We start from the raw sequence: 21460 nt of genomic DNA on the forward strand, positions 1-21460 counted from the left end.
TTGCTTCGGTATTGCTATACCCTAAAGTAAAGTTATATTTTCCTAATAAGCAAGAGAATATGAAAAAAAATTATCAGGAAATAAATATAACAGGCTAAAATTAATTCAGTGTTCTCAAAAAGCACCCTCCTGTTTTTTACTTACCTTTACTGCGTAAATTATGCAAGGACTAGTAATAAAATCAACAGGGAGCTGGTATTTAGTTCATGGAGAAGATGACCGTGATTACCAATGCAGGATTAAAGGAAAATTCCGGATCAAAGGAATTCAGACCACCAATCCTGTTGCAGTTGGAGATCAGGTAGACTTCGAGATGGAACCTAATTCTGAAAATGGAGTTATTTATAAACTTCATCCCCGGAAAAACTATATCATCAGAAAATCAATTAACTTATCAAAACAGGCACAGATTATAGCAGCCAATATAGATGAGGCCTTTCTGGTGGTTACACTCGCCTCTCCACGTACCTCGCTTGGCTTTATAGACCGCTTTTTAGTAACCGCAGAAGCTTACAGCATTCCTTCGGTATTAATCTTCAATAAACTGGACTTATACAACGAAGACGGGCTGGAAGTATTGGCAGAGTATAAAAACATCTATGAAAATCTGGGTTATCCATGTTATGAAGTTTCTGCGACCGAAGGAACTAATATGCCTTTGATAGAAAGTTTATTAAAAGATAAAACAACCCTGTTTTCAGGGCACTCAGGCGTAGGAAAATCAAGTCTGATCAATGTACTGCTGCCAGACCGTAATATCAAGACAGGCGAGATCTCTGAATCCAGTGATAAAGGACAGCATACTACAACCTTTGCTGAAATGCATACCCTGCCTTTCGGTGGTTATCTGATCGATAGTCCGGGCATCAGAGAACTGGGCATTTATGATATTAAACCAGAAGAACTGAGTCATTACTTCAGAGAGATGCGCGATATGATGCATCAATGTAAATTTCACAATTGCCGTCACATCAACGAACCTAATTGTGCAGTTTTAGAGGCCGTTAAAAGCGGGGAAATCGAAAGCAGCCGCTATGAAAGTTACCTGAGTATGTACCACGGCAATGAAACCAGGGCTTAAACATCCATGAGAGCAGTTATACAAAGAGTTACACAGGCCAGTTGCCAGGTAGATGATGTAGTAACCGGTTCGATTAAAAAAGGATTACTCGTTTTACTGGGCATTGAAGAAGCCGACGGACAAGAAGACCTGGAATGGCTCGCTGCTAAAATATTCAATATCCGGATCTTTAGTGATGAACAGGGGCTGATGAATAAATCGCTTGCAGATATAGCCGGAAATATTTTACTGATCAGTCAGTTTACGTTGTTTGCAGCTACTAAAAAGGGAAACAGACCTGGATTTACCAGGGCTGCAAGGCCAGATCAGGCTATTCCACTTTATGAGGCCATGATTAAACAACTCAGCATCTTATCAGGCAAACCCGTACAAACAGGAATTTTTGGCGCAGATATGAAAATCAGTTTGGTTAATGACGGGCCCGTAACGATATTAATTGACACTAAAAACAAAGAATAGATGACGATACAGGAAGCACAGGATACCGTTGATCAATGGATCAATACGACCGGGATCCGTTATTTCAACGAATTGACCAATACGGCTATATTAATGGAAGAAGTGGGTGAAGTAGCCCGTATTATGTCCCGTAAATACGGTGAGCAATCTTTTAAAAAAAGTGATGAAGCTGTAGACCTTGGCGATGAAATGGCCGATGTCTTATTTGTGCTGATCTGTCTGGCCAACCAAACGGGTATTAACCTGACCGAAGCAATGGAAAAAAACCTGGTGAAAAAGAGTATCAGAGATGCCGACAGGCATAAAAATAATGAGAAGCTTAAATAGCAATAGAGCCAGTTAAACTGGCTCTTATCTTTTTATAACTGTGCTTTAATTTTCTGAGCGGCTTCCTGCAACTCCTCCTGCGTAGGGTTCAGCTTCGCTTTACTAAAGTTCATATCCCCCACTGCGTTCATAGGGATCAAATGGATATGTACATGAGGTACTTCCAGACCAATAACGGCCATTCCTACTTTTACACATGGAAAAGCTTTCTTTAGCGCTACCGCTACAATCTTTGCAAATAAGGTAAGTCCGAAATAACTTTCTTCGTCCATATCAAATATATAATCAATTTCTTTTTTAGGGATTACCAGTACATGTCCCATTGTTAAAGGACTGACATCTAAAAACGCCATAAATTCTGTCGTTTCGGCAACTACATGTGCGGGAATTTCTCCGGCTACGATTTTGGAAAATATACTTGACATATAAAATGATTATCTCGTGATTTCTAATATTTCGAATTCGATTTTACCAGCAGGAACTTCAATCTCAGTTTTGTCACCTACCGATTTACCTAACAAACCTTGTGCGATCGGGGATTTCACAGAGATCTTTCCGGTTTTAAGGTCAGCTTCAGTTTCAGCTACCAGCTGGTAACTCATCGTTGCACCGTTTTTTAAGTTCTTTATTTTAACGATCGATAAAGCCAGCACTTTAGTCAGGTCTAATTTCGATTCATCAATTAATCTTGCAGATGCAAGTGTAGTCTTCAATTTAGATATTTTTGCTTCATGCAGACCTTGTGCTTCCTTAGCAGCATCGTACTCCGCATTTTCAGATAGATCGCCTTTATCTCTTGCTTCAGCTATAGCTTTGGAGATCAATTGTCTCCCCGTAGTAGTTAAGTAATGTACTTCTTCTTTTAGCTTATCTAATCCTTCCTGAGTGTAGTATGTTACCTCTGTCATAGCTTAATTTATTATTTGTAAAACCTTTAAAATACAAACAAGACTATACCGGCAATAAGCCCACATAGTCTTGCTTCAATTAAAACGAAGATAACAGGCAATTCTTACAAAAGCAAATCTTTTGATTTGAATTGTTTACAAAGCCTTTAAAGCCCCTTTAATATTTAGCGAATAACTTGTTTACAGGCTTAAAACGATTACTTTTGAAAATCTGCCTGAATTCAGCTGCCAAACATGGAACAACTGAATTCAGACAGGTATTGAACGAATTATAAAAAATATGATGCACAAAAACATTTTCAAGATAGCTACGCTATTTTTATTGGGAACCGTTACCACACAGGCCCAGGAACTGTACATGCCACGGAATATCAAAGCAGCGTTTGCTAACGGCACACGTGCGCTGGATGGCAAGCCTGGAAAAAACTACTGGCAGAATAAAGGGAAGTACGACATGACGATCACTGTCACTCCAAATGATAAATTAGTTAAAGGAACGGAAACTATCACTTATACGAACCACAGTCCTGATACGCTGAAGAGGATAACAATGAGGTTTGTCAATAACATGCACAAACCAGAAGCGCCAAGAGCAGGGTATGTAAGCAAAGATTATTTAACAACCGGGCTGGATATCAGTTTATTTACAGTAGATGGCCAGAGTTACAATGTGGACAGTAAAGACTGGGGTACCACATCAGACATTAAGTTGAACAATGCTTTAGCGCCGGGCAAAACTGCAACCTTTAAAATCAACTGGAGTTATCCTTTGTCAAAAGTAAGCGGCAGAGAAGGCCAGATTGACAGCACTACCTTTTTTGTAGCCTATGCTTTTCCAAGAGTTTCAGTTTACGACGATTACAATGGATGGGATAAAATCCCGCATACTGACAGAACCGAATTCTATAATGATTTCAACGATTACCTGTTAACAGTAAGAGCACCTAAAAACTACGTGGTATGGGCCACAGGCGATTTAAAGAACCCGGATGAGGTGTTACAGCCTAAATTCGCAGAGAAGCTTAAAAAGTCTTATACCAGTGAAGAAGTCGTGTCTATTGCTAATGCACAGGAAATGGCCAATGGAGAAGTGACTAAGCAGAATGAATGGAATACCTGGAAATTTGCTGTCAATCATATTACTGATGTAACCTTTGCCCTGAGCAATCATTATTTATGGGATGCAGGAAGCGTGGTCGTGGATAAAAAAACCGGCAGAAGAACAAGTGTACAATCTGCCTATGACAGCAAAGCTGAAGACTTTTCTCATGCTGCAACCTGGACTAAACTGGCTTTAGACTGGTTTTCAAATAACTGGCCGGGTGTCCCATATCCTTTCTCAAAAATGACCGCAGTACAAGGTTTTGCTGATATGGAATTCCCGATGATGGTGAATGACAGCAGTACACCAGACATGGAATTCAGCCAGTTTGTATTGAACCATGAAATTGCACATACTTATTTCCCTTTTTACATGGGAACAAATGAAACGCGTTATGCGCACATGGATGAAGGTTGGGCAACTACTTTAGAATACCTGATTGGCCAGCAGCAGCTTGGCAAAGAAAAAGCAGACCAGAATTACAAGAAATTCAGAGTAGAGCGTTGGATTAAAGATCCTTCAACAGAAGAAGATCAGCCTATTATTACTTTATCTACCCAGGTTTCCGGCTCAGGTTACGGTAACAATGCTTATGTGAAACCTTCACTGGCTTATCTGGCTTTAAAAGATATGTTTGGAGATGTATTGTTCAAGAAATACCTGCATGCGTATATGGATCGCTGGAATGGAAAACATCCTATTCCATGGGATTTCTTTAACACGATCAATGATGTTTCCAAACAAGACTTAAACTGGTTCTGGAACAATTGGTTCTTTAGCAATAACTATATTGATCTGGCTATTGATAAAGTAACTATCAAAGGAATGACGTATAACATCTCTATTCAGAACATAGGTGGTTTTGCGATACCTTTTGATATTAAAGTCACTTATGCTGACGGAACAACTCATGTAATCCATGAAACTCCAACCGTGTGGAAATTCAACCAGAAAGCGATTAACATTCAATTTACTGCCGACAAACCAGTAACATCAATGGTGTTGGATGGTGGTATTTATATGGATGCCAAGCCATCAGATAACAGCTGGAACAAGTAATTCCAACTGCATAAAATGCCCTGCCGTCAACACAGCAGGGCATTTTATATTTTATCTCTTTTGCTAACTTCCTGCGTCATTCTAAAAGTCAGGAAACCCAGTAAAGCTGCTACCACTACAATTGCAGCCCAGATTACCCAGCCCGGAATTCCATCTTTTATCTCCTTACTTTTCTCTGGTATCTTTTGATATAAAGGACTAGCAGAAATCAATTGATAATTCAGCGGTTTTAACTCCTGCTGCAAACTATCTCCGAAAAACTTCAGGTCATAATCTGGTGCCTTTGCTTTTTCATCCCCGAACAGAATCGCATAATCCTGGCCTTTTTCAAGGTAACTGATCAGACTTTGGCTCAGCTGGTAACCATTAACCTTATTCAAGACTAAAGGTGGATTATCACCATTGACAATTTCAAGTTCTAAATGTTTGGTTTTAGCAGAGAAGTACAGGTTAGGAATTGCCGAAGTACTGATGAATGTATCTGCGACCAGTGTTTTCTCTTTTTGATGTATCGCATAAACCCTGATGTTGCGTTTATAATACTTTTGCCCGGCAATTTCCAGATGCAGTTTATTCAATTGATAAGGTGCATTAAAACGCACGCTTATATAACTGACCTGAGCACTGTCCCGCTGCTGAATCAAAGGCTTTTTAAGCTGAACATAAACAGGCGGAATACTTTGCTGCTTGTAAATACCAGCCTGTAAAATCGCTACCGGCTCTTTATTTTCATTGTTGATCTGTATCCGCAGATACCGGTAAGAACTGGAAGGGAAGTTCAGCTGCTGCTGATAAGTTCCATTACCCTGTTCATCGGAAACGGCTTCTTCTAAAGATATGTTCTCTTTGATGGCGTACCACTTTTTAAGATCATCACTCCCGGATAAGTTTACATTTCTTTTAACAGAGGCATTGCGCAATTGTAAACTCAATTGATTAATGGTCAGGTGAGCTGCATTTTCCACGATAAAAGTAGTTACCGTATCTGCTTCTTTCCATGTTTTTAACCGCGGGAAAGCAATAAAGCTCCGCTGATCTTTAAAAACCAATTGATTGCCAAAAATATAAGGCGAAAATTGTTTCTTCTGATTCAGTATCCTGATATCACCAAGATTTGCCTGAGCACCAGCAATGAGTTCAGGACTTAAATCAACCCGGTAAAAACCATCCGCTTCTACCTTTGGCAGTACCGCCTGATATCTGAATGTTTGCTGCGCGAATACGCAGGAAACACTCATTAAAAAGGTTAGCGTTAAAAAAAACTGTTTATTCATCTTTATGGGGTTCATCTGCTGCAATGATCTTTTTAACTTTCTGGTACATGAATGAAATGATTAATAGTATTACGCCCAAGAAAAAGAACGCCGCTATTTTACCAGCAGGTGGGATATTACTAATGTCAAATATAAATAGCTTTACTAAAGTAAGTGCAAACAGACTAAGCGAAATAATCCGTAGCGTAAGGTATTTATGGCGCATACCCAGCCACATCATCGCAAAGGATGCTAATCCCCAGAGTACAGGAAGACCTGTTTTAATATAAATCGTCTCCACATTGCTGATTGGGTTCCTGGCTGAATAAAATAGTACGTTGCTGATCAGGCTGACTTCCAGACTTAAGAACAGGACAATTGAACCCGCTAAAGTCCAGGCTGCCATTTTCCTCAGGGTTTCTGGTAATAACGTTCTGGCGATCTGGATCAGCTGATAAAATAATAGTCCGATAAACACCGCGCAAATCCAGTGGGCTGTAAAATGGAATGATGCAACCTCCTGACGAACAAGCATGGCTTCTTGCAGATCGAAAAACTCAACCATAAAGAACAGATAAACCGTGATACAGGTGCTGATCAGGATAGCATTTATTCTCCAGTTTAACCGGAGTGATTCTCGTTTTTTAGCTAAGAATAAATACAGGTAAAGAAATACTGAGGCATATAAAATCACGTATACGCTGTTCAAAGCCGTATGTGGAAAACGGTTGGAGAACTGATGATTAACTTCCAGTAGTCCGCTTAAAAATAGCAGTACAATAGCTGTGTATTTAATAAATGCTGGATTTAAGATATCCCCCTTAGGAGTTTCTCCTTCAACGCCCGGCTTTTGATAAAGAATGTATAACAGGTAAGAACTGACCGCGGTAAACAGGGTGGTAATAAACCCTTTATTGATCAGCATATTAACTGTTATTGCAGAATCACCATATATTGCCGCCCAGTCCATGAATAGGCTTAACAGCATTAATGCCCAGATGATTTGCGAAGCCAGCTGCATTAAATAGATCCGGGATTTTTGATAAAGCCAGTAAAGCAGTACAGTTTCCGCCGCCCAGAATAATGTAATATAATGGCCGTGTAATTGAATTGGGCCGGCAACCGATATAAAGGTCAGTGTAATCCCGATCAGCAGATAAAGCACGTTGGTATCCACTTTTTTATTCCTGAACAGCAGGTAAGATAACAGCAGGTTGATCACTGCTAAACTTACAGCAAAAAGCCCTCTGAACTGTTCCTGATGCATTCCGGTCAGCAGGAACAATCCTGCTCCAAAGTATAACGCAGTGTTGGCCAGTAAGATGGTAAAATCAGAACCGATAAATGTTTTATTCTCCCGGACATTATTAGCCACATTAATCCCAAAGAAAAGCAGATATAAAATGCTGGCATATAAAAAGCCAATTCCATAACTCACGATTGGCATGCTGAACAGACTCGCTGAAAACATCAGTACAGTAAGTACGAAGGTTGAGACATTAAGAATACGCCAGGATTTACGGTAAGCAATCACCAGCAGCCCTGCATTCAGGATCACCAGGTAAATAAACAAACCGTGGTAATTAGCATGACCAGTGTTCACCATTAGTGGACTGGTTAAACCACCTACCAATGCAATAACAGCTACTTCCTGCCGGTTGTAGAGGAGCGAAAGCGCGACTGCAAAACAGGTTATCCCAATCAGTATAATGAAAGATGTGGTTTGATTGAACAGATGAAATTGATGAAAGGCGAGCGTAATGGTAAAATATAATACGGCAAGCCCTCCCCCAACTAAAACAGAACTGAATGCTTTGTAAGAATTACGCATCCAATGTGCGACACCAATTAAGATACCTCCGCAAAGTACACCAATACCCACACGGCCTGCCGGGCCGATCCAGTTGCTGTCAATAGCAAATTTCACAAAGTAACCGATAGCCAGTACGAGTATCGCAATACCAATTTTGTTAATCAAATTTTCTCCGATAAATTTCTCCAGATCAGGATGTTTCTCAAAGAAGGAAAGCTCTGGTTCTGCGGGTTCGCGGTGAACAGGTTGTTGAACCGGATGGGGTATATGGTCTTCGTCTAAAAGTTCATTGTAAATATTAGCCGGTGTGTCGTGAACAACTTCAGGCTGTACTGTTTCTTCAGGAACAACCGCCTCTGGAGTTTCTTCTTTGACAGGTTTAGGAATGAAATCACGTACGGGATCAGGATTAAGATCTTTTGTAGTTTTATAGGGTGGCGGAACAAAGGGAATTGCTGGCGCGTGAAATTGAGATGTCCCCCAATCTACCGGTCTCATTTCTTGTGGCTCTGACTCCGTGGCAGTAGTTTCTGGTGGAGCATAACCGGGTCTGCTTTGCTTTAAAAGCTCTTGAAATTCAAAGATCCGGTATTCAAGCTTGCCGACCCTCTCGTTCAGACTGCTTTTAGTGGTGGCAATCATCACAATGATGACAACCAGTAAGATGACATAAAGAAACTCCATGAGTAATGCGTTTGTTGATAAAGATAATATTTAAGTTCAAAGCAAAAAATTTCGGGCAATAAAAAACCCGGTCATTCACATAACCGGGTCTGACATAAAATATCTTTTTACGCTAAACCTGCTCCAGCTTATCAGCAAGTACCTCAGAAATCTTTCTATAAGAATCAAAAGTCCATCCACCAACATGTGGCGTCAAAATAACCTTCTCCGATTCTTTCAATTCATTAAACCAATCCTGTTCTGCCAATGCCGGGAACTTTTCTACTTCCAGCACATCCAGTCCGGCACCTAATATCTTACCAGATTTAATCGCTGCCAATACCGCTTTCGTATTCACAATTTCGCCTCTGGCCGTATTGATGAAAAATATATTCTTTTTGAAATGGTACAAATATTCCTCATCCACCATTTGCCTGGTTTCTGAAGTCAGTGGAATATGTAAACTCAGCACATCGCTATGTTTAACAATTTCTTCCATGCTGCATTCCTGCGCATAAGCATCAGAAAAGCCCGTTTTATATTTATCATAAGCAAGTACTTTCACCTCAAAACCCGAAAGCTTTCTGGCCATACTGCTTCCCATAAAACCATAACCGATAATCCCGACAGTTTTGCCTTTCAGCTCCCATCCACGGTTACCTTCCCGATCCCAGATTCCGTTTCTGATCTCGATATCAGCCTTGCGGTGCGTATTGATCAGTGAAAGCAACATCCCCATCGCATGTTCCCCTACTGCATCCCTGTTTCCCTCAGGCGCATTCAGCAACTTAATATTCCGCTCCTTCGCATAAGCCTCGTCGATATTATCCAACCCCGCTCCTGCTCTGGCTACAAATTTAAGCCCCGGTGCAGCTTCCATCAGCTCCCTGTCTATCTTAAACTTCGTCCGTACTGCAATACCATCATATCCTGAAATCACAGCCAGCGTTTCTGCCCTGGTGATCAATGGACGATCGTCTACTTCATAACCTAATTGTTCTGCCCTGCTTTTGAATACAGGATGTAAATCATCAACAATTAAAATTTTACCGTTCATCTGTTTTATAATTATAACGCCAGCTTAGTTACCAGCTGCGTAAGGGTAATAAAATCTTCTACGCTCAATTGCTCCGCTCTTTTTTCAAAATAGATATTATCATCCATTTTAACTTTAGGCAATACACCCGACAAAGCATTTCTTAATGTTTTTCTACGCTGATTAAATCCGGCTTTAACGACAGTCCAGAATAATTTCTCATCGCAATCCAAAGTCACTCTCTCATTTCTGCTCAAGCGGATTACACCCGAATTTACTTTAGGAGGTGGATTAAAAGTTCCCGGTTTTACAGAAAATAAATAATCAATATTATAATAGGCCTGGATCAGCACACTTAGAATCCCGTAATCTTTTGTTCCGCTTTTAGATGCACAGCGTTCTGCAACTTCTTTTTGAAACATGCCTACCATCTCTACTACATTTTCTCTGTGCTCCAAAACCTTAAATAAGATCTGTGAAGAAATATTATATGGGAAATTACCTATTATGGCGTATTTACCGGAAAATACTTTTTTCAGATCCATTTTCAAAAAATCCCCGTTAATTAACCTTTCGCCCATTTGCGGATACTTATCATTTAAGAAATGATAGGATTCCACATCGATATCGATCATAAAGGTTTCCAGGTCTTTTCTTTCCAGCAGAATGTCCGAAAGGATACCCATACCCGGCCCTACTTCAAGCACCTGACTGTATTGATCGGTATGGACAAGACCGTCTACAATTTTAGCTGCTATTTTTTTATCGGTCAAAAAATGTTGCCCTAAATGTTTTTTCGCCCTTACCAAACTCATATGATTGCTGTTATATTTTGTTAATCGAAAGAAGCCGAGACTTCTAAAAGGTGCAAAATAACTAAAGTTTACGAGTTCAACCTAATTATTAGCAATGAAGCCTTAGCTAAGAACCACTAATCAGCAAACGTATTTCAAGCAGAACTCTACCAGTTACACTACTTTTCAGCCTGTATTTAACTGCTCTTTCTTTATCACCTATGTCCACAGCCTCAATAGCCATAATTACCCGTTCTAAACAGATCGCCCTTAAAAACAGCACGTTTTCTAATGAATTTCTGTATTTTGCGCAAATTTTCATTTGAGCATGAGCAATAAAATCAAAATAGGTATCAGTATAGGTGATGTAAATGGCATAGGTTTAGAAGTGATTCTGAAAACTTTAGCCAATAACAGTATTCTTGATTACTGCACCCCTATCGTTTATGGACATACAAAAGTAGCCTCTTACCATAGAAAAGCACTGGGTTTAGGTGATTTCAGTTTCAATGTGATCAATGACGCTGAAGCTGCTAATCCTAAAAAAGCAAATATGATCAACTGCTGGGAAGAGGATGTAAAGATCGAACTGGGTGTAGCCAATGAAATTGGTGGAAAATATGCCTTGTTATCTTTGGAAAGAGCAACAGAAGACCTGATCAAAGGAAATATTGACGCTTTAGTCACTGCTCCGATCAATAAACATACGATACAAGCAGAGAATTTTAAATTCCCTGGTCATACAGAATACTTGCAGGAACGTACCGGCAGTTCTGACGTACTGATGTTTTTATTGAGTGAAGATATTCGTGTAGGCGTAGTTACAGGTCATATTCCTGTTTCTAAAATTGCAGAAAGTATCACGAAGGAAAGTATTGTTAAAAAACTTTTGCTAATCAATAAGAGTCTGAAAAGAGATTTCTGGATTGAAAAACCAAGAATTGCCGTATTAGGGTTAAATCCTCATGCTGGCGACAATGGCTTGCTTGGCAGTGAAGAACAGGACATTATTATGCCTGCGATTCAGGAAGCGTTTGATTCCGGTGTAATTTGCTTTGGCCCTTATCCTGCGGATGGATTTTTTGGCAAAGGCGCTTATAAACAATTCGATGCCGTACTGGCGATGTATCATGACCAGGGCTTAATCCCTTTCAAGACCATTGCTTTCGGAACGGGTGTAAACTTTACAGCCGGAATGAAATATGTGCGGACCTCTCCTGATCATGGTACAGGCTTCGATATTGCCGGAAAAGACCTGGCAGATCCGTCTTCTTTTATAGAAGCACTTTTTGCTGCGACACATATTGTAAAACACAGACGTGAACAGGACGAACTGTTAAGCAACCAGTTAAGAAGCGGCGGAAAAATTATAGAAACTGCGGCAGATGTGAAGGATGATGCAAATTAACCACAATAATATTTCTAAAACATTTCAGAAGTATCAAATTAATTCATACATTTGCGGGCTAAAATTTTGTTACAATTGAAACCTTTAAAAGAATTTTCGATCCCGTTTACTGGCTTAAAAATTGGCAAGCATCAATTTGATTTTGAGATTGATAACAGCTTTTTTGACGCATTCGAATACTCTTTGGTAAAAAAGGGGGATTTGAAAGTTACGGTAGAATTGGATAAACAGGAGACAATGCTGATTTTGAAAATTCGCATTGCCGGAACAATAAAGCTTGATTGTGATAAATGTTTAGCTGAATTTGATGCCCCTCTGGATATTTCAGAAAGGCAGATTGTAAAATTCGCTGAAGATGAGCTGGAGAGTGATGATTTAGAAATCATCGTATTGAATAAAAAAGAAAGTAGCATCGATATCGCGGAAATTCTTTATGAATTTATCACAGTATCGGTACCCTATATAAAAATTTGTGAGCAGAACGGCAATGGTGTCAAATGCGACAAAGAGATGATTGAAAGACTGGAAAGTCTGGCTAATCCTTCTCAACAAGAAGAAAATACAACAAGTGCTGACCCGCGTTGGGAAGCATTAAAAAAATTAAAATAATAATTAAATAAATCAGCAATGGCACATCCAAAACGCAAGATCTCTAAAAGTAGAAGAGATAAAAGAAGAACACACTATAAAGCGGTAGCTCCTTCTTTATCTACTTGTCAAACTACAGGTGCAATCCACATTCCTCACCATGCATACAATGTTGATGGGAATTTGTACTACAACGGTAAACTGGTTATTGAAAACACCTCTATAGGTTAATTTTTCGGAGAAATTGTTTGTGTTTTCAGCTTCATTAAGTTTAACTTAGGCGCTTGAAAAAAAGGCAATAATGCTTTATTCACAAACTGATTTTTTACTATGAAAATAGGTCTCGATATAATGGGCGGAGACTATGCTCCCAAAGCAAACGTTTTGGGAGCAATAGCTGCTCATGAATTATTAGCGCCAAATGAGCATTTAGTGCTAATAGGCGATACTCAGCAAATTAAGCCTTTGCTCGCTGACAGCGGGTTCAATCCCGATCACTTTGAATATGTTCATACCGAAGAGGTAATTGGTATGGGCGAACATCCCACAAGAGCAATTGCTCAAAAACCAAACTCAAGTATTTCTCTGGGTTTCTCTATGTTAAAAAAAGGGGAAATCGATGCATTTGTCGGCGCAGGTAACTCTGGTGCGATGATGGTTGGTGCTGTTTTTAGTGTAAAAACAGTTCCTGGTATTATCAGACCTTGTCTGTGCACGATCGTACCCAAACTTGATGGAGGAAGAGGTTTAATGCTGGACGTTGGCGCAAACGCTGACTGCAAGCCTGACACTCTGCTTCAATTCGGAATTTTAGGTAGTCTGTATGCTGAAAATGTTATGCAGATCAATACCCCTAAAGTCGGCCTCATCAATATTGGCGAAGAAGATGAAAAAGGAAATATGTTAAGTCTGGCAACTTTTCCATTGATGAAAGAATGTAATCTCTTTAATTTTATTGGAAATATTGAGGGACGTGATTTATTCAACGAAAAAGCAGATGTAATTGTATGTGACGGGTTTACCGGAAACATTATGCTTAAATTGGCTGAATCGTTTTACATAATGACGATCAAAAAAGGACTTAAAGATGAGTTCTTTGACAGGTTTAATTATGAAAACTACGGTGGAAGTCCGGTTCTTGGAGTAAATGCACCTGTGATCATAGGTCATGGAATCTCCTCGCCTACCGCTGTAAAAAACATGATCTTTCAAGCGAGAGACATGATTACTACAGGTCTGGTTGGAAAAATACAAGATGCATTTAAATAAAATCTGACAACAAATGAGTAAAATTCACGCTGCTATTACTGCGGTTCAAGGTTATGTCCCTGATTATATCCTTTCTAATAAAGAGTTAGAGACGATTGTTGATACAACAGATGAATGGATAACCTCACGAACGGGTATAAAAGAGCGAAGAATATTAAAAGGTGAAGGATTAGGTACCTCCGACATGGCTGTTCACGCGGTTAATGGACTGTTAAAGAAAAGAGGTATTACCGCAGAAGAAATCGATCTGATTATCTTTTGCACCACGACCCCCGACATGCCTTTCCCAGCCACTGCAAATATTTTAGCTGATAAAATCGGCGCAAAAAATGCATGGGGTTTTGATTTACAGGCTGCCTGCTCTGGATTTATCTATGGGATTTCTACTGCTTCGCAATTTATCCAGTCAGGAAAACATCAAAAAGTATTGGTAGTGGGCGGCGACAAAATGTCGTCTATCATTGATTATACAGACAGAACAACCTGCATCATTTTTGGTGACGGCTGTGGTGCTGTATTATTGGAACCTAATGATGAAGGAAATGGGATCATTGATTCTGTTTTAAAATCGGACGGTGCCGGAAGACAATTCCTGCATCAGAAAGCGGGCGGATCTGTCAGACCAGCTTCGCACGAAACGATTGACCAGAGAGAACATTTCGTTTACCAGGAAGGAAAAGCTGTTTTTAAATTTGCAGTGACCAATATGGCAGATGTAGCGGCCGAAATCATGGAACGGAACCAGCTGAATGCTGAAGATGTGAAATGGTTAGTTCCGCACCAGGCGAATAAAAGAATTATTGATGCTACGGCTTCAAGAATGGGCATAGGAGCTGAAAAAGTAATGATCAATATAGAACGTTACGGCAATACCACCAATGGGACCATCCCGCTTTGTTTATGGGAATGGGAAGACAAACTAAAAAAGGGAGATAATATTATTCTTGCTGCTTTTGGGGGTGGATTTACCTGGGGATCAGTATATATAAAGTGGGCTTACTAAATTTTATTACAAATAAAAATATTAACTTTGAGTCTTTAAAAGACCAATATCTTTTCAACAAAATACCTAAAAATGGATATCAAACAAATTCAGGAACTCATTAAATTTGTTTCTCGTTCGGGCGTCAATGAAGTTGCAATAGAACAAAAGGACTTCAAAATTACTATCAAAACTAATCAGACCCCAACAGTTATTACTACGACAGTTCCTGCACAGGCAGTAGCACCACAGGTGTTACCTTCTGCTCCAGCGGTACAACCTGTTGCTGTAACGGCAAACAACGCTTCGTCTGCTGCTGAGGCTGATGATTCTAAATATATTACTGTAAAATCTCCAATGATCGGAACTTTCTACCGTTCGTCGAGCCCTGACAAACCTTCATTTGCAAGTGTTGGTGATGAAATCGCTCCGGGTAAAGTTATCTGTATCATTGAGGCAATGAAATTATTCAACGAAATTGAAAGTGAAGTTTCCGGAAGAATCGTTAAAGTATTGGTTGATAACTCATCACCTGTAGAATACGACCAACCATTATTTTTAGTAGAACCTATGTAATTTTTGCTTCTGGCAAATTATCATCTTATCAATTATATGTTTAAAAAAATACTAATTGCCAACAGGGGCGAAATTGCATTACGTATTATTCGTACCTGTAAGGAAATGGGCATTAAAACTGTGGCAGTTTATTCAACTGCTGACAGGGAGAGTCTCCATGTTCGTTTCGCGGATGAAGCTGTTTGTATAGGCCCACCTCCGAGTAAAGATTCTTACTTAAGTATCCCAAATATTATTTCAGCTGCTGAATTAACCAATGCAGATGCGATTCATCCAGGCTACGGCTTTTTATCTGAGAACGCTAAGTTCTCTTCTGTTTGCAGAGACTATGGAATTAAGTTCATTGGTGCTACACCAGAACAGATCAATTCTATGGGAGATAAAGCTTCCGCCAAAGAAACGATGAAAAAAGCGGGTGTACCTACTATCCCTGGTTCTCAGGGTTTGCTGGAAAGTGTAAAAGAAGGTATTGTCTTAGCGAATGAAATCGGTTACCCTGTAATCCTGAAAGCAACTGCCGGTGGTGGTGGCCGTGGAATGCGTGTGGTATGGAAAGATGAAGACTTCGAAAATGCATGGGATAGTGCAAGACAGGAATCTGGCGCTGCTTTTGGAAACGACGGTTTATACTTAGAAAAATATATCGAAGATCCACGTCACATTGAAATCCAGATTATTGGTGATCAATATGGTAAAGCTTGTCACTTATCTGAGCGTGACTGTTCTATTCAGCGTCGTCACCAGAAACTGGTTGAAGAAGCCCCATCTCCTTTCATGACTCCGGAATTGAGAGAACGTATGGGTGAGGCTGCAATTAAAGGGGCCACTGCTGTTTCTTATGAAGGTGCCGGAACAATCGAATTTCTGGTTGATAAACACCGTAATTTCTACTTCATGGAGATGAATACACGTATCCAGGTAGAGCACCCGGTTACAGAAGAGGTCATCAATTACGATTTAATCAAAGAACAAATTAAGGTAGCTTCAGGTGTTCCGATCTCTGGTAAAAACTATCTTCCGAATATGCATGCTATTGAATGCAGGATTAATGCGGAAGATCCTTTTAACAATTTCAGACCTTGTCCTGGAAAAATCACTAATTTCCATTCTCCGGGCGGACATGGGGTAAGGGTTGATACGCATGTTTATGCAGGTTATCAGATTCCTTCAAACTATGATTCTATGATTGCTAAACTGATCTGTGTTGCACAAACACGTGAAGAAGCGATCAGTACAATGGAGCGTGCGCTAAGTGAGTTTGTAATTGAAGGTGTAAAAACCACTATTCCTTTCCACTTGCAATTGATGAAAGATCCGAACTTCAGAGCAGGAAACTTCACCACTAAATTCATGGAAACATTTGTTTTTTCTGAATAAATCCGAATAAAGACATCTAATTATTATATTTAAAACGTAAATACCATTCTAATAAAATAGAATGGTATTTTTGTTTTACAAATAACGTACATGAGTGATAATAAAGCGCAGGACCTTATAGGGGCCATTAAGAATAAAGGAAAGAATCTGGAATCCGAAATGTCTTTCTTTGACCATATAGATGTATTAAGAAAACACTTGCTCAGGGCATTATTGGCGATCGTAATTTTTACAGGCTTAGCCTTCTGGTATTACGATTTCCTGTTTAACACCATTATAATGGGCCCTAAGAGCCCCGATTTCTGGACTTACCGGATGATGTGTAAGCTGGTCCAGATCTTCCCTTCACTGGGATCTGATTTTTGTATCACTTCAATCAAGGGTAAAATTATCAACACAGAAATGGCTGGCCAGTTCACGTTACAGATTAATTCCTGTATCATGACGGGTATCGTTTTTGGTATCCCATATATTCTTTTTGAACTCTGGTTATTTATAAAACCTGCCCTTCATGAGAAAGAAAGGAAGGCTGCAAGGGGATTTGTCTTCTTTGCTTCTGTATTATTTCTGATAGGTGTTTTATTCGGTTACTACATCATCTGTCCATTATCAATTAACTTCCTGACCAATTTCTCAGTAAGCCCGATGATTGAAAATACGTTTACTATTGATTCGTATTTATCATCTGTCTCGACTTTAACCATCGGTACAGGGATTATATTTGAATTACCTGTTGTCATTTATATCCTCTCTATATTCGGTATCATGACGCCTGCATTTATGCGTGCAAGCCGGAGATATGCTATCGTCATCATCCTGATCATTGCTGCTGTAGTTACGCCTACTCCAGATATGATGACGATGCTTGTTGTAGCTTTCCCGCTATTCATTTTATATGAGTTGAGTATATTCATTTCTGCAAAAATTGAGCGCAGAAAAAACAAAGAACTTTACGGTACAACTAAAGGTAACAACGCTTAAAAACATGTCCACACAACTAAAAATCGCTATTGGTGCTGACCACGCTGGTTTTGCCTGCAAAGAGTTATTGCGTGATTTTCTGAAGGATTTTGAAGTTCAGGATTTCGGGGCTTATAGCCCGGACTCTGTAGATTATCCTGACTTTGCACATCCTGTGGCTTCGGCTGTGGAAAACGGGGAATTCCCTTTCGGAATCCTGATCTGCGGAAGTGCTAACGGCATTGCTATTGCTGCCAACAAGCATCAGGGGATCAGGGCTGCGATTTGCTGGGAGAATGAACTGGCTTCGCTGGCCAGACAGCATAACGATGCAAATATCATTTGTATCCCTGCGAGGTTTGTCTCAGAAGAACTGGCTAAGGAAATGGTGATGACCTTTCTGAATACAGCATTTGAAGGCGGCAGACACGCTAAACGTGTAGCTAAAATATCCTGCTAACCGCAAGGCTAAGCTTCATAAACAATTGGCCCGTCATGCTAAAGTATGACGGGCCAATTCTGTTTCCGGCTATGTTGTAACATAATAGTGACCCCCTTAAAAATCGGCGGAGTGCCGCTAAAAGAAATAGTTAATTTCCTATATTAAGACCTTTTAAAGACCGGGTTAATTCATCTGGAAAAACAAGAAAACAGCATAAAACTAAATAATGAATAAACACTTTTTAAGTACAAGCATAGCTTTATTGCTTTGCTTGGGTGCATGTGCACAAAATCAAACTCCTGCTCAGAATCAAACGGCAGTAAAGTTTAGCGCAAGTATCAATAAAGCAAATGCTTACAAACATCTCTCTGTACTCGCATCTGATGAATACGAAGGCAGGGAAACTGGTAAAAAGGGCGCCTGGATGGCAGCTGATTATATCAAAAATTATTTCAAAAGTATTGGCTTAAAAGGACCGGTTAAAGGTGATTACTTTCAGCCGATAGACATGGTCACTTATCAGCTGAACCAACCTGTCTTTACGATTGGGGGCCAGGCTAAGGTCTATAACTACGACTTTGTTATTCCTGCGTCGAATGTATCGCTGGAAGGCTTTACTTTCAACACTAAAGAAGTCATTTTTGCTGGTTACGGCTTAGATACAGAGGGCTACAATGATTATAAAAACATTGATGTGGCAGGTAAAGTGATTGTGATCTTTGCTTCTGGCAGTCCGTCGCAACAACATGAGACTGCTCCGGCCGACCGCGCTGCAAGAAGAAAAGCAATGGCAGCGAAAAGAGAAAAAGTTCAATACCTGGCTAATCACAAGGCACTGGCTGTAATTCAGATAGACCCATCACTGGATAGTTTGAATGCAGAAACGAAATTGATGTATGCAGGTTCAGGACAGCTGACTTTGAAAAGCGAGGAGAATACTGCACGAATGGCGAAGATGAAAACTTTTCCTACCATTAATATCAATACAGCTACTGCAAACGAACTATTAAAAGCGGCAGGCACAACTGTGGAGGCTTTACAACAAAAGATCAGCTCAACTGGCCAGCCTGCTTCACAGGTCATTAAAATCGCTTTGTCTGGCAGTGCTAAAAAGGAAGAAGTAAAAGTAAGAGCTGAAAATGTTTTAGGCTTTCTGGAAGGGTCAGATCCGGTGTTAAAAAAAGAAATCCTGGTGATCACTGGTCATTATGATCATATCGGCTTAACGACTTCAGGTACTGATAAAGTGAACAATGGTGCAGATGATGATGGCTCCGGAACTACAGGTGTATTGCTGATTGCTGATGCTTTCACCAAAGCTAAAGCAGCCGGAAAAGGGCCTAAAAGAAGTATCTTGTTTATGACCGTAGTTGGAGAAGAAAAAGGTTTATTAGGTTCTGAGTGGTACTCTGAACACCCGGTACTGCCTTTGGAGAATACAATTACCAATTTAAATATTGATATGATTGGCCGTGTTGATAAGGAACATGAGAACAACGAAGATTATATTTATATCATTGGTTCTGATATGCTGAGTTCTGAACTGAATGCTGCCGGAATCAATGCGAATGACCAGTACATGAAGATGAACCTGGACATGAAATACAATAACAGGACTGATCCAAACCAGTTCTATTACCGTTCAGATCATTATAATTTCGCGAAACATGGTATTCCGGTTATCTTTTATTTTAATGGGGTGCATGAAGATTATCACCAGCCAGGCGATGAAGTGAGCAAGATCAAATTTGACCTGCTGGCCAGACGTGCACAACTAGTCTATTATACGGCCTGGGACCTGGCTAACCGCCCTACCCGGCCTGCGGTAGATAAGAATGAAGATGGTACGCCAAAGAAATAATTTTAAAAACCTGCATAACCCGCAGGTTTTTTCGTTTTATTAAGAGCTTGTTAATTTTAGCCCCTAAATTTAAACACGCTCTCAAACATTTATTTATATTTGAACATGACGAAGATTGCTGAAGAGTTTTTGGTGAAGGCAGATGAGAAGGCATTTGATGTAGATCATCGTAACACAATCAACCACAACATTGGAAAGTACAATGATGCGGTTGCAAGGGGTTTAACGAAATTTGAGAATTTAGAAAACTCAAAGAAGAAGGCGCATGTCATCAAGTGGAGAGTGATGGAAAACCTGGACAAATTCTTACCTGAATTTGAAGCCAATTTCCAGCGCCGTGGTGGAAAAGTAATCTGGGCAAATGATGCTGAAGAGGCACAGAAAGAGATCTTAAATATAATTAATAAAAGTGGTGGCAAATCGGTTATTAAATCGAAATCCATGACTACCGAAGAAATTCATCTGAATGATTTTCTGGAAAAGAACGGCATATCTTCTTTAGAGAGTGACCTGGGAGAGTTTATCGTACAGTTATTAGGGCAGGCACCTTACCATATCGTGACGCCTGCGATGCACCTGACCAAGGAGGATATTGCGAAGTTATTCCATGAAAAATTCGGTACTCCGATAGATTATACGCCGGAACAGCTTACTCAAAAAGCGAGAGAGCTTTTAAGAGAGAAATACCTGACTGCTGATATAGGGATTACCGGTGGAAATTTCCTGATTGCAGATACAGGCAGTGTTGCGTTAACTGAAAATGAAGGGAACGCACGTTTAAGCACGACCTTCCCTAAAATACATATTGCGATTGTCGGAATAGAGAAGATCATTCCTTCGATGGCAGACCTTGACCTTTTCTGGCCTTTATTATCCAGCCATGGCACAGGCCAGAATTTAACAGTTTACAATTCAATTTTAAGCGGGCCAAGACAGGCACATGAAACTGATGGCCCGGAAGAAATGTACGTGATCTTACTGGATAACGGACGTACAAACCTGCTGGCACAAAAAGATCAGCGCCAGGGATTATATTGTATCCGTTGCGGTGCTTGTTTAAATGCCTGTCCTGTTTATAAAAATATAGGTGGTCATACTTACAATACAACTTACAGCGGCCCTATTGGCTCTATTATTACGCCTCATTTACAGGGGATGAAAGATTTCAAGCACCTGAGTTATGCGTCAAGTCTTTGCGGCAAATGTTCTGAAGTTTGCCCGGTAAAGATTGATATTCATAAAATGTTGCTGCTGAACAGAAGAGATGCTGTAGAACAGCATCAAAACACAAAAACTGAAGATATTGGCTGGAAGATCTGGAATTCGGGCATGTCCAAAAGATCTAAGATGGATTTGTTCGGCGGAAAAATCAAGAACTTTTTTATGAAGCTGATCTTCAAAAAAATGTGGGGCAAGTACCGTGCTATGCCGGAGATCGCACCAAAATCTTTCGCTAAACAATGGGAAGAAAAATCCAAAAATAAACCGCAAACCTAACCTAT

General features: G+C 40.0%; 22 protein-coding genes. 15 read left to right on the forward strand and 7 right to left on the reverse strand.

Translation table 11 applies throughout. From position 1 onward, the window contains the following. Nucleotides 1-160: 160 nt before the first annotated feature. Genes rsgA through HDE70_RS18160 form a run of 3 tightly spaced genes read left to right on the forward strand, consistent with a single transcriptional unit; the run spans nucleotide 161 to nucleotide 1867 of the window. On the forward strand, nucleotides 161-1081 hold the full coding sequence (gene rsgA / locus HDE70_RS18150; RefSeq protein WP_183870210.1) for a ribosome small subunit-dependent GTPase A: 921 nt from the start codon (nucleotides 161-163) through the stop codon (nucleotides 1079-1081). A gap of 6 nt (nucleotides 1082-1087) precedes the next feature. Continuing rightward, complete coding sequence (gene dtd / locus HDE70_RS18155) at nucleotides 1088-1540, forward strand: D-aminoacyl-tRNA deacylase (RefSeq protein WP_183891468.1); 453 nt, start codon at nucleotides 1088-1090, stop codon at nucleotides 1538-1540. After that, nucleotides 1541-1867 (forward strand): nucleotide pyrophosphohydrolase, encoded by a 327-nt coding sequence (locus HDE70_RS18160; RefSeq protein ID WP_068405648.1) that lies wholly within the window; start codon nucleotides 1541-1543, stop codon nucleotides 1865-1867. 32 nt (nucleotides 1868-1899) lie between these two features. On the opposite strand, the gene HDE70_RS18165 is transcribed toward HDE70_RS18160, so the two are convergent. Together HDE70_RS18165 and greA are read right to left on the reverse strand one after the other, a co-directional pair. Further along, nucleotides 1900-2292, reverse strand: coding sequence for an HIT family protein (locus HDE70_RS18165; RefSeq protein ID WP_111633005.1), 393 nt, complete (start codon nucleotides 2290-2292; stop codon nucleotides 1900-1902). 9 nt (nucleotides 2293-2301) lie between these two features. Next, the gene (gene greA, locus HDE70_RS18170; RefSeq protein ID WP_183870212.1) at nucleotides 2302-2775 is read right to left on the reverse strand and encodes a transcription elongation factor GreA; all 474 of its coding nucleotides are present in this window, start codon (nucleotides 2773-2775) and stop codon (nucleotides 2302-2304) included. Between the two features lie 280 nt (nucleotides 2776-3055). On the opposite strand from greA, the gene HDE70_RS18175 reads away from it, so the two are divergent. Next, nucleotides 3056-4936: a M1 family metallopeptidase gene (locus HDE70_RS18175; RefSeq protein WP_260161228.1), complete on the forward strand. Its 1881-nt coding sequence runs from the start codon at nucleotides 3056-3058 to the stop codon at nucleotides 4934-4936. 44 nt (nucleotides 4937-4980) lie between these two features. Here HDE70_RS18175 and HDE70_RS18180 read toward each other — a convergent pair whose 3' ends face one another. From HDE70_RS18180 to HDE70_RS18200, 5 genes are all read right to left on the reverse strand, one after another. Next, nucleotides 4981-6210 carry a DUF3999 family protein gene (locus tag HDE70_RS18180; RefSeq protein ID WP_183891469.1) on the reverse strand — a complete coding sequence of 410 codons (1230 nt, stop codon included), beginning with the start codon at nucleotides 6208-6210 and terminating at the stop codon, nucleotides 4981-4983. Then, a complete protein-coding gene (locus tag HDE70_RS18185) occupies nucleotides 6203-8686 on the reverse strand; it encodes a DUF2339 domain-containing protein (protein WP_183891470.1) in 2484 nt (827 codons plus the stop codon). The genes HDE70_RS18180 and HDE70_RS18185 overlap by 8 nt, the downstream gene beginning before the upstream one ends. 112 nt (nucleotides 8687-8798) lie before the next feature. After that, complete coding sequence (locus HDE70_RS18190; protein WP_183891471.1) at nucleotides 8799-9722, reverse strand: 2-hydroxyacid dehydrogenase; 924 nt, start codon at nucleotides 9720-9722, stop codon at nucleotides 8799-8801. Nucleotides 9723-9733: 11 nt separating this feature from the next. Next, nucleotides 9734-10516, reverse strand: coding sequence for a 16S rRNA (adenine(1518)-N(6)/adenine(1519)-N(6))-dimethyltransferase RsmA (gene rsmA, locus HDE70_RS18195; RefSeq protein WP_183870216.1), 783 nt, complete (start codon nucleotides 10514-10516; stop codon nucleotides 9734-9736). Between the two features lie 106 nt (nucleotides 10517-10622). Further along, nucleotides 10623-10817, reverse strand: coding sequence for a hypothetical protein (locus HDE70_RS18200; protein WP_183870217.1), 195 nt, complete (start codon nucleotides 10815-10817; stop codon nucleotides 10623-10625). A gap of 6 nt (nucleotides 10818-10823) precedes the next feature. Here HDE70_RS18200 and pdxA point away from each other — a divergent pair, with 6 nt between their 5' ends. From pdxA to HDE70_RS18255, 11 genes are all read left to right on the forward strand, one after another. Beyond that, nucleotides 10824-11903: a 4-hydroxythreonine-4-phosphate dehydrogenase PdxA gene (gene pdxA / locus HDE70_RS18205; protein WP_183870218.1), complete on the forward strand. Its 1080-nt coding sequence runs from the start codon at nucleotides 10824-10826 to the stop codon at nucleotides 11901-11903. Between the two features lie 75 nt (nucleotides 11904-11978). Next, entirely contained in the window at nucleotides 11979-12512 is a 534-nt protein-coding gene (locus HDE70_RS18210; protein WP_183870219.1) for a YceD family protein, read from the forward strand. Between the two features lie 18 nt (nucleotides 12513-12530). Continuing rightward, nucleotides 12531-12722 carry a 50S ribosomal protein L32 gene (gene rpmF / locus HDE70_RS18215; protein WP_068405618.1) on the forward strand — a complete coding sequence of 64 codons (192 nt, stop codon included), beginning with the start codon at nucleotides 12531-12533 and terminating at the stop codon, nucleotides 12720-12722. A gap of 99 nt (nucleotides 12723-12821) precedes the next feature. Further along, nucleotides 12822-13760 carry a phosphate acyltransferase PlsX gene (plsX, locus tag HDE70_RS18220; RefSeq protein ID WP_183870220.1) on the forward strand — a complete coding sequence of 313 codons (939 nt, stop codon included), beginning with the start codon at nucleotides 12822-12824 and terminating at the stop codon, nucleotides 13758-13760. A 13-nt stretch (nucleotides 13761-13773) separates the two neighbouring features. Continuing rightward, on the forward strand, nucleotides 13774-14763 hold the full coding sequence (locus HDE70_RS18225) for a beta-ketoacyl-ACP synthase III (RefSeq protein WP_183891472.1): 990 nt from the start codon (nucleotides 13774-13776) through the stop codon (nucleotides 14761-14763). Nucleotides 14764-14835: 72 nt separating this feature from the next. Beyond that, nucleotides 14836-15318 carry an acetyl-CoA carboxylase biotin carboxyl carrier protein gene (accB, locus tag HDE70_RS18230; RefSeq protein WP_183870222.1) on the forward strand — a complete coding sequence of 161 codons (483 nt, stop codon included), beginning with the start codon at nucleotides 14836-14838 and terminating at the stop codon, nucleotides 15316-15318. A 36-nt stretch (nucleotides 15319-15354) separates the two neighbouring features. Continuing rightward, nucleotides 15355-16695 carry an acetyl-CoA carboxylase biotin carboxylase subunit gene (gene accC / locus HDE70_RS18235; RefSeq protein ID WP_068405607.1) on the forward strand — a complete coding sequence of 447 codons (1341 nt, stop codon included), beginning with the start codon at nucleotides 15355-15357 and terminating at the stop codon, nucleotides 16693-16695. Between the two features lie 90 nt (nucleotides 16696-16785). Continuing rightward, on the forward strand, nucleotides 16786-17676 hold the full coding sequence (gene tatC / locus HDE70_RS18240; RefSeq protein WP_183870223.1) for a twin-arginine translocase subunit TatC: 891 nt from the start codon (nucleotides 16786-16788) through the stop codon (nucleotides 17674-17676). A 4-nt stretch (nucleotides 17677-17680) separates the two neighbouring features. Next, nucleotides 17681-18115 (forward strand): ribose 5-phosphate isomerase B, encoded by a 435-nt coding sequence (gene rpiB, locus HDE70_RS18245; RefSeq protein ID WP_183891473.1) that lies wholly within the window; start codon nucleotides 17681-17683, stop codon nucleotides 18113-18115. Between the two features lie 208 nt (nucleotides 18116-18323). Then, complete coding sequence (locus HDE70_RS18250) at nucleotides 18324-19958, forward strand: M28 family peptidase (RefSeq protein ID WP_183891474.1); 1635 nt, start codon at nucleotides 18324-18326, stop codon at nucleotides 19956-19958. 105 nt (nucleotides 19959-20063) lie between these two features. Then, entirely contained in the window at nucleotides 20064-21455 is a 1392-nt protein-coding gene (locus HDE70_RS18255; protein WP_183870226.1) for a LutB/LldF family L-lactate oxidation iron-sulfur protein, read from the forward strand. Nucleotides 21456-21460: the final 5 nt, after the last annotated feature.

The organism is Pedobacter cryoconitis, assembly GCF_014200595.1.
In the GTDB taxonomy this organism is placed as follows: Bacteria; Bacteroidota; Bacteroidia; order Sphingobacteriales; family Sphingobacteriaceae; genus Pedobacter; species Pedobacter cryoconitis_C.